Raw genomic sequence first — 6,789 nt, 5'->3', positions numbered from 1 at the left:
CGTAACCACCGTAAAGTGTGTCCGAACCAATGCCGCCATTAAGAGAATCGTCGCCGCTCGTCCCCGAAATCGTCGCCATGAAATGCTCCCGGCATTTAATCCATAATAACAATAAGATTTGTTAACCATGACGTATATTGGTATGTCCCTCAAGGGGGGTGAACTTTTATATTTTTACCCTTTTGGATCGTTGGTTTAATTCAAATCCACGCTTCATCCGGCAGCACGAGCGTTTTGCGCATTCCCCTCTTAACGCTCTCTCCCGCTCCTGCTAGATTCATAAAAAATTACACTTGAACAGGAGAATCCCCGTGTCCCGCATTGTTACCATCGGCGCCGCCCAACTCGGCCCGATTGCGCCGGATGAGTCCCGCGCCAGCGCCGTCAACCGGATGATCGAGTTGCTGAAGCAGGCGGGGGACCGCGGCTGTAATTTTGTTGTCTTTCCGGAGCTGGCGCTGACCACCTTCTTCCCGCGCTATTACGAGGAAGACATCTCCCGGATGGATCACCATTACGAGCGTGAGATGCCGAGCGCGGAAACGCGGCCGTTGTTCGAGGCGGCGGCGGAGCGGGGGATCGGGTTTTATCTCGGCTATGCGGAGCTGACGCCCAACGGGCACCGCTACAACACGGCGATCCTGGTGGACGAGACCGGCAAGATTACCGGCAAGTACCGCAAGGTGCATCTGCCGGGCCATTCCGAATACGACCCGAACCGGCCGTGGCAGCATCTGGAAAAACGCTATTTCGAGCCGGGGGATCTCGGGTTCGGGGTCTGGCGTCAGCATGGCGGCATTATCGGCATGGCGATCTGCAACGACCGGCGCTGGCCGGAGACCTATCGGGTGATGAGCCTGAAGGGCGCGGAGCTGATTGTGCTCGGCTACAACACGCCGGACGTGAACACTTCGGCCTTCGAGCCGAACCATCTCAGGATGTTCCACAACCATCTGACCATGCAGGCCAATGCCTACATGAACTCGGCCTTCGTGGTCGGCGTGGCGAAGGCCGGGATGGAAGATGGCTGCATGCTGATCGGCGGCTCCTGCATCATCCAGCCCTCGGGCGAGATCGTCAGCCAGGTGTCCTCCGTCGATGATGAGTTGATCACCTATTCGGCGGATCTCGACCTCGCCAAGATGGGCAAGGAGACGGTGTTCAACTACGCCAAGCACCGGCGTATCGAGCATTACGGCAACATCACCGCGCAGACCGGGGTGGAACTGCCGCCGGAACTTTCCGAAGCGGCCGAATAGGTCACGACCTCGTCAGCGCGGGTGAGGCGGACTTGGCGCTATAGTGAGAACGCTATAGACCTGAGTCCGCCCGCCGATGCGTGGCGGAACCACCGACCTCCGGAGTTGCCATGCTGCGGTCCGCCCGGCTCATCCTCGCTGTTCTGCTGTTTTCCCTTTCCGTCATGCCGGATGCCCGGGCAGGGGAGGTCAGGCGGATCACGGTCGAGGGCGAACTGATCGACACCTGGTGCTATGTCACCGAAATCATGTATGCCCGGGGCTCCGCGCATTTCCAGTGCGCCGTATGGTGCGCGGTCGGGGGCATTCCGGTCAGTATCCGGGCGGATGACGGCACGCTTTATGTCGTGCTGCGGGTCGAGGATGACAGCCAGAACGTCTCCAACCCGGCCATGATCCGGATCCAGAGCCATCGGGTCACCGTCGAAGGTGATCTGATCGAGCGGGACGGTGTGAAATATCTGCTCGTCACCCAGGTTGCGGACGACAAGGGCATCGTCGATCTCACGCACGAGAAATTCGGCATTCAGCCATGGGGGATGTGAGAATGGGGCGGTTGCGCTCACTTGCGGTTGCCATGGCACTTTTTCTGTCGACCGCTTCTCCATCCTCGGCGGCCCAGAAGTGGGGCATCGACGGGGAGATGGTCGCCCAGTTCGAGGCAAAAGTGGTTGATATGCTTTGCGAACTACGCGGCGATTGCCCGGCTGCCTGTGGCGGCGGTAAACGCCAGCTCGGGCTGGTGCGGGACGACGGCACGCTTTTGCTGGCGGTGAAAAGCAACACCCTGTTTGCCGGGGCGACGCTGGACTTGCTGCCATATTGCGGGCAGCGCGTGGAGGTGGATGGGCTGATCATCTCCCACCCCGGGATGGTGATTTACATGCTGCAGCGTCTGCGCGCGCCCGGGACCACGGAATGGGTGCGGGCCACGGCTTTTGCCGAGGACTGGAAACAGCGCAATAATACCGAAAACGCCAAGCGATGGTTCCGCCGCGACGGTATGGCAAATGACGTGATCCGCACTTTCGGCAAGGTCGGCCGGCCCGACATCGTGCCGCCTCCGTCTGAATAGACCGATGCCCTTTCACCGCACTTTATCGGTGCTCCTCCTTTTGCTCCCGATCGGGTTTCTCAATAACCCGACTGAGGCGAAGTCCTTGCGCCTGCCCGCTCTTTTCGGCGGCCCGTTCCAGTTGACCGACGAGCAGGGGTTTGGGGTCACGGCGGATACCTATAAAGGCAAGTTCATGCTGGTCTATTTCGGGTACAGTTACTGCCCGGATATTTGCCCGACCGATCTGAGTATCATGGCCGCCGCACTGGATGCGCTGGGGGACGAAGGCGGGCAGATACAGCCCCTGTTCATCTCTGTTGACCCGCACCGGGATAGGCCGGAGACGCTCCGGGAGTTCACCGACGCTTTCCATCCGGACCTGATCGGGCTGACGGGGACGGAAGCGGAGGTTGCTGTGGCGGTGAAGGCCTATCGGGTGCATCGCCGCCGGTTCCAGATGGAGGGGATGACAGGCGAGGATTACCTCGTGGATCATTCAACCCTGACCTATCTGATGGGGCCTGACGGCGCTTTCGTGACCATGTTTCCGCGTGGCACGTCGGCCGAGAAAATGGCAGGGACAATCCGGAAATATATTCGCTCTGGCAGCTAGCGGGGAGGGTACCTGCCATGAAACTTCCCGAAGGCCTGAAATATCTGAAAGCCTCTCCAGAGGCGGAGCCGTGGTTCAGCAGCCTTCCGGCGCTGCTTGAAGATATTACCGCCGAATGGGATCTGACATTGGGAGAGCCCTTCGAGCTTTGCCATGTCTCCTACACAATGCCTGTGGACTCTCCATTTGGTCCCGCCGTTCTGAAGCTGCAATGGCCACATCCGGAGTGCCAATGGGAGGCCGACGCGCTTATCCACTGGAAGGGGGCCGGTGCGGTCAAGCTGCTGGCTCATGACCGGGAACGTCATGCGTTGCTGGTGGAGCGGTGCGAGCCCGGGATAACCCTTGCCGAATGCGAAACGGGGGACAGGATCGCGGTTTATCTGGACCTGCTCCGGGAGTTGTCCGTACCTGCCGGCGCGCCATTCCGCAGCCTGCGGGAAGAATCCATGGAATGGCGAAGCTATCTTCTGCCGCGCTGGGAGGCCGCCGGCCGCCCCTGTCCCGAGGAGCATATCCATTCGGCCCTGGACTTGCTGGATTGGCTTCCTGGCAGTCAGGGGGAGCAAGTTCTGCTGCACCAGGATCTGCATCCGGGAAATGTGCTCACCGCCGGCCGTGCGCCGTTTCTCGCCATTGATCCGAAGCCGCTGGTCGGCGAGCGGGAATTTGCCCTGTCACCGATCATCAACGCCTTCGAGCTGGGGCACACCCCGGAAGACAAACGCGCCCAGCTTGACCGGCTGTGCGATGGCCTTGGGCTTGATCCGGAGCGGGCGCGGGGATGGGCGATTATTCAGGCGCTTGCCTGGAGCTTCAGCACGCCGTTCGCTGCCTATCGGCACGATACGGCGCGCTGGCTTATAGAGATGGACAAATAGTCCGCTGTCTCAGTCCGGGCGGTTCATCTCGAAGACTTCGCCGACGGCACAATAGTCCATGTAACCGAGGCGGCCGACCGGCTGGTACTTGGTGACGTCGATGCGGCCGTCGGCCACATATTTCTCGTCGATATGAATACCGACCACTTCGCCGAGAATCATGCGATTGACCACAGTGTCGCTGACGGAGGGCAGCTCGATCGTTTTCAGATACTTGCACTCGAGATGGACCGGCGCGTCCTTGACCCGGAGAGGTTTCACGAACTGGGACGGCACGCCCTCAAGGCCCGCATGCTGCATCTCGTCCGTGCCGTGCGGGAAATGGATGGCGGTCTGGTTCATCTGTTGTGCCTGGGCCTTGCCGACAATATTGCAGACGAATTCACCGGTTTTTGCCGCGTTCAACGCGCTGTCCTTCGGCGACCCGTCGGGGCGGGAGCCGCTGGAGAAGATCACGCAGGGCGGGGCCCAGGAAACGGCGTTGAAGAAGCTGTAGGGGGCGAGGTTGGTCACGCCGTTCTCGTCAATGGTCGAGATCCAGCCGATCGGCCGGGGCGAGATGGTCGCCTTGAAGGGGTCGAAGGTGAAACCGTGATTCTTGTGATCGCCAGGCTCGAAAAACATGCGCCTCATCCCTGTTCTTAACTTTTTCGCTAAAGCGGAATGCCACAAAGACCGAAACCACGCAACGCCGGGCAGGAGCAAGGGTGCCATTCCCCGCCGCCGCGTATCGTGCTACCGCACAGGGCGTGGAGAGGAGCGCCGATGTCCGTATCACCGGAAGACGATAAAGCCTTGCTGGAGAACCTTCGCGCCGAGTTCGGCAAGAAGGAGACCATGGAGCGGTTGTTCCACACGGTCATCCCGCATCTGGAACAGGGCAAGCGGACGCTTGTCTACATTCTGGCGCAGGTCGACCGGATCGGTCACACGGCGATGGAGCCGTTTTTCCTCAAGTCTCTCTATGGCCCGCACTATGACCGCATCATCCTGGTCACCGGGCAAGGCGAGGGGGCCGGTTACAACCCTTTTATCCTGCAATGCCCGGGGCCCGAATTCGTGCATGTGCCGACCGCTGACCCGATCCTTCCCATGCTCGGATTTCTTGATGGCGGGGTGCATGACCTGCAGCTTTTCCATCTCTGCCTTGCCTCGCCGCAGCGAGTCATCCGCGACTTCGGACGCCATGCCACAGCAGGCGGCGATATCCGCTTTTTCGAGCTGCCCGACACGATCCGTGCGATTGGAGAGGCCTTCCTGAAAGAGACAGGCAAGCCGGCGAATGCACCTTTTGTCGTTCTGCATGCCCGCGACATGAGTTACTTGCCGGAAAAGGCGCATCACGCCTTTCGCTGCGCTGATATTCGCAGTTACGAGGGCGCGGTCCGGCAGTTTGTCGATGCGGGGTACTGGGTTTTCCGTCTGGGAGACAAAGGGAGCGTGCCACTTGAAGGCTACGGGGAACAGGTGGTCGATCTGCCGCACCATCCTGCCTACAGCCAGGCGCTCGACGTTTTCCTGTCTGCCCGCTGTGCCTTTGCCTTCAATCAGGCATCCGGCCCGGAAGCACTGGTCCGGGCCTTTGGCCGGCCAGCGGCGACCGTCAATCTTGTCTATGAATTGCTGCGGTTGCCGATGAAGGACGACCTGCTGCTGTTCAAGCATTATCTCCGGGCTCGCACCGGTGAGCCGCTGTCATACGTGGAGATCCTGGAACTCGGACTACCCGCCATCGGCAAGGGCGAAGATTTCGGGACGAAAGGCGTCGTGATCCGTGAGAACAGTGCCGAAGAGCTCGAAGCGCTTGCTGCTCTCATGATTTCACGGGATCAGGACGGGCAGGCGCCCGAGACGGACGTTGCCTGCCTTGCCCGGTTCCGTGATCTGGGGCGGAGCTATGAGCAGAAGCTGCTCGCCGCGCCGGAAATGCAGGCCGACAATCTGGATTTTTATGCCTATGCGCATGATTTTGGGCAGCCCGCGCCCTCTGTGCTGAGCCGCAAAGGATTTCTGGACCGGCCCTGACGGCTGGTCTATCACCGTCGCGCCCTGAAATCCTCGGAACCGTCCCGTATGCTCTATCAGTTGTTCGCGATCATCGTGCCGGTCTTCATATGCTCGGGTATAGGCTTCCTCTGGGCTCGTCTGAAGCTGCAATTCGATAATGAAACCATCACCTCTTTGGTGACCCTGGTCGGCACGCCGTGTCTGGTGTTCGGCACGCTGGTAGGCCTTGAGCTGTCATTGGAGTCCCTGTTCCGCCTCGGTGCAGGGAGCGCGCTGGTTGCGGCGATCACGGTTGCGGTCGTGATACCGATCCTGTTTCTGGCAAAAAAATCTGTGCGGGCCTTCCTGCCGGCCCTGATGTTTCCGAACACGGGCAATATCGGCTTGCCGCTGTGTCTCTTCGCGTTCGGGCAGGAGGGGCTGGCACTGGCAATTTCCTTTTTCGCCGTGCAGGCCGTGATGATGTTCACCATCGGCACCGGGATCGCATCCGGCCAGTTCGGCCTTTCCTCGCTGACCCGTAACCCGATCATCTATTCGGTCATCGCCGCGCTCGTCTGTATCCTTGGGGATATTGAGGTGCCGAAATGGATCATCAATACGGCGGATCTCGCTGGCGGCATGTGTATCCCGCTGTTGCTGATCGCGCTGGGCGTGTCGCTTGCCAAGCTCCGGATTTCTAATCTGATGGAGAGTTTCGGGATCGCGGCATTGCGGCTGATTGTCGGTTTCGGTTCCGGCGTTTTCGGCGTCTGGATCTTGGGAACCACCGCAATGGAAACGGGCGTGCTGATCCTGATGTCGAGCATGCCCGTCGCGGTCTTCCCCTACCTCTTCGCCGTTCGCTACAACCGGGAGCCGGAAACCATTGCCGGCTGTGTCATCGTCTCGACGATCATCGGTTTCGTCACCATGCCGGGACTGCTTTATCTGGTCTTCAGGCTTTCCGGCACGGCTGGCTGAACGGATACG

At 60.2% G+C, this 6,789-nt stretch carries 8 protein-coding genes; 7 read left to right on the top strand and 1 reads right to left on the bottom strand.

Going from position 1 to position 6,789, the window contains the following annotated elements; genetic code table 11:
- Positions 1-311 precede the first annotated feature (311 nt).
- From AAC126_RS01710 to AAC126_RS01690, 5 genes are all read left to right on the top strand, one after another.
- Positions 312-1,259 carry an N-carbamoyl-D-amino-acid hydrolase gene (locus AAC126_RS01710; protein ID WP_339849335.1) on the top strand — a complete coding sequence of 316 codons (948 nt, stop codon included), beginning with the start codon at positions 312-314 and terminating at the stop codon, positions 1,257-1,259.
- 110 nt (positions 1,260-1,369) lie between these two features.
- Positions 1,370-1,804 carry a hypothetical protein gene (locus tag AAC126_RS01705; RefSeq protein ID WP_339849333.1) on the top strand — a complete coding sequence of 145 codons (435 nt, stop codon included), beginning with the start codon at positions 1,370-1,372 and terminating at the stop codon, positions 1,802-1,804.
- Positions 1,805-1,806: 2 nt separating this feature from the next.
- Positions 1,807-2,334: a hypothetical protein gene (locus AAC126_RS01700; protein ID WP_339849331.1), complete on the top strand. Its 528-nt coding sequence runs from the start codon at positions 1,807-1,809 to the stop codon at positions 2,332-2,334.
- Positions 2,335-2,419: 85 nt separating this feature from the next.
- Positions 2,420-2,929, top strand: a complete 510-nt coding sequence (locus tag AAC126_RS01695) for an SCO family protein (protein WP_339849329.1) — start codon at positions 2,420-2,422, stop codon at positions 2,927-2,929.
- A gap of 17 nt (positions 2,930-2,946) precedes the next feature.
- Positions 2,947-3,810, top strand: coding sequence for an aminoglycoside phosphotransferase family protein (locus AAC126_RS01690; protein WP_339849327.1), 864 nt, complete (start codon positions 2,947-2,949; stop codon positions 3,808-3,810).
- Between the two features lie 9 nt (positions 3,811-3,819).
- Here AAC126_RS01690 and AAC126_RS01685 read toward each other — a convergent pair whose 3' ends face one another.
- Positions 3,820-4,434 (bottom strand): flavin reductase family protein, encoded by a 615-nt coding sequence (locus AAC126_RS01685; protein ID WP_339849325.1) that lies wholly within the window; start codon positions 4,432-4,434, stop codon positions 3,820-3,822.
- A gap of 141 nt (positions 4,435-4,575) precedes the next feature.
- Between AAC126_RS01685 and AAC126_RS01680 the strand changes: the two genes are divergently transcribed.
- Together AAC126_RS01680 and AAC126_RS01675 are read left to right on the top strand one after the other, a co-directional pair.
- Positions 4,576-5,835 (top strand): TIGR04372 family glycosyltransferase, encoded by a 1,260-nt coding sequence (locus tag AAC126_RS01680; protein WP_339849322.1) that lies wholly within the window; start codon positions 4,576-4,578, stop codon positions 5,833-5,835.
- A 48-nt stretch (positions 5,836-5,883) separates the two neighbouring features.
- Positions 5,884-6,780 carry an AEC family transporter gene (locus AAC126_RS01675; protein ID WP_339849319.1) on the top strand — a complete coding sequence of 299 codons (897 nt, stop codon included), beginning with the start codon at positions 5,884-5,886 and terminating at the stop codon, positions 6,778-6,780.
- Positions 6,781-6,789 lie beyond the last annotated feature (9 nt).

Source organism: uncultured Nisaea sp. (assembly GCF_963974195.1).
Classification (GTDB): domain Bacteria; phylum Pseudomonadota; class Alphaproteobacteria; order Thalassobaculales; family Thalassobaculaceae; genus Nisaea.
Note: the sequence above shows the minus strand (reverse complement) of the source record. Positions and strands in the feature narration are given on the sequence as shown.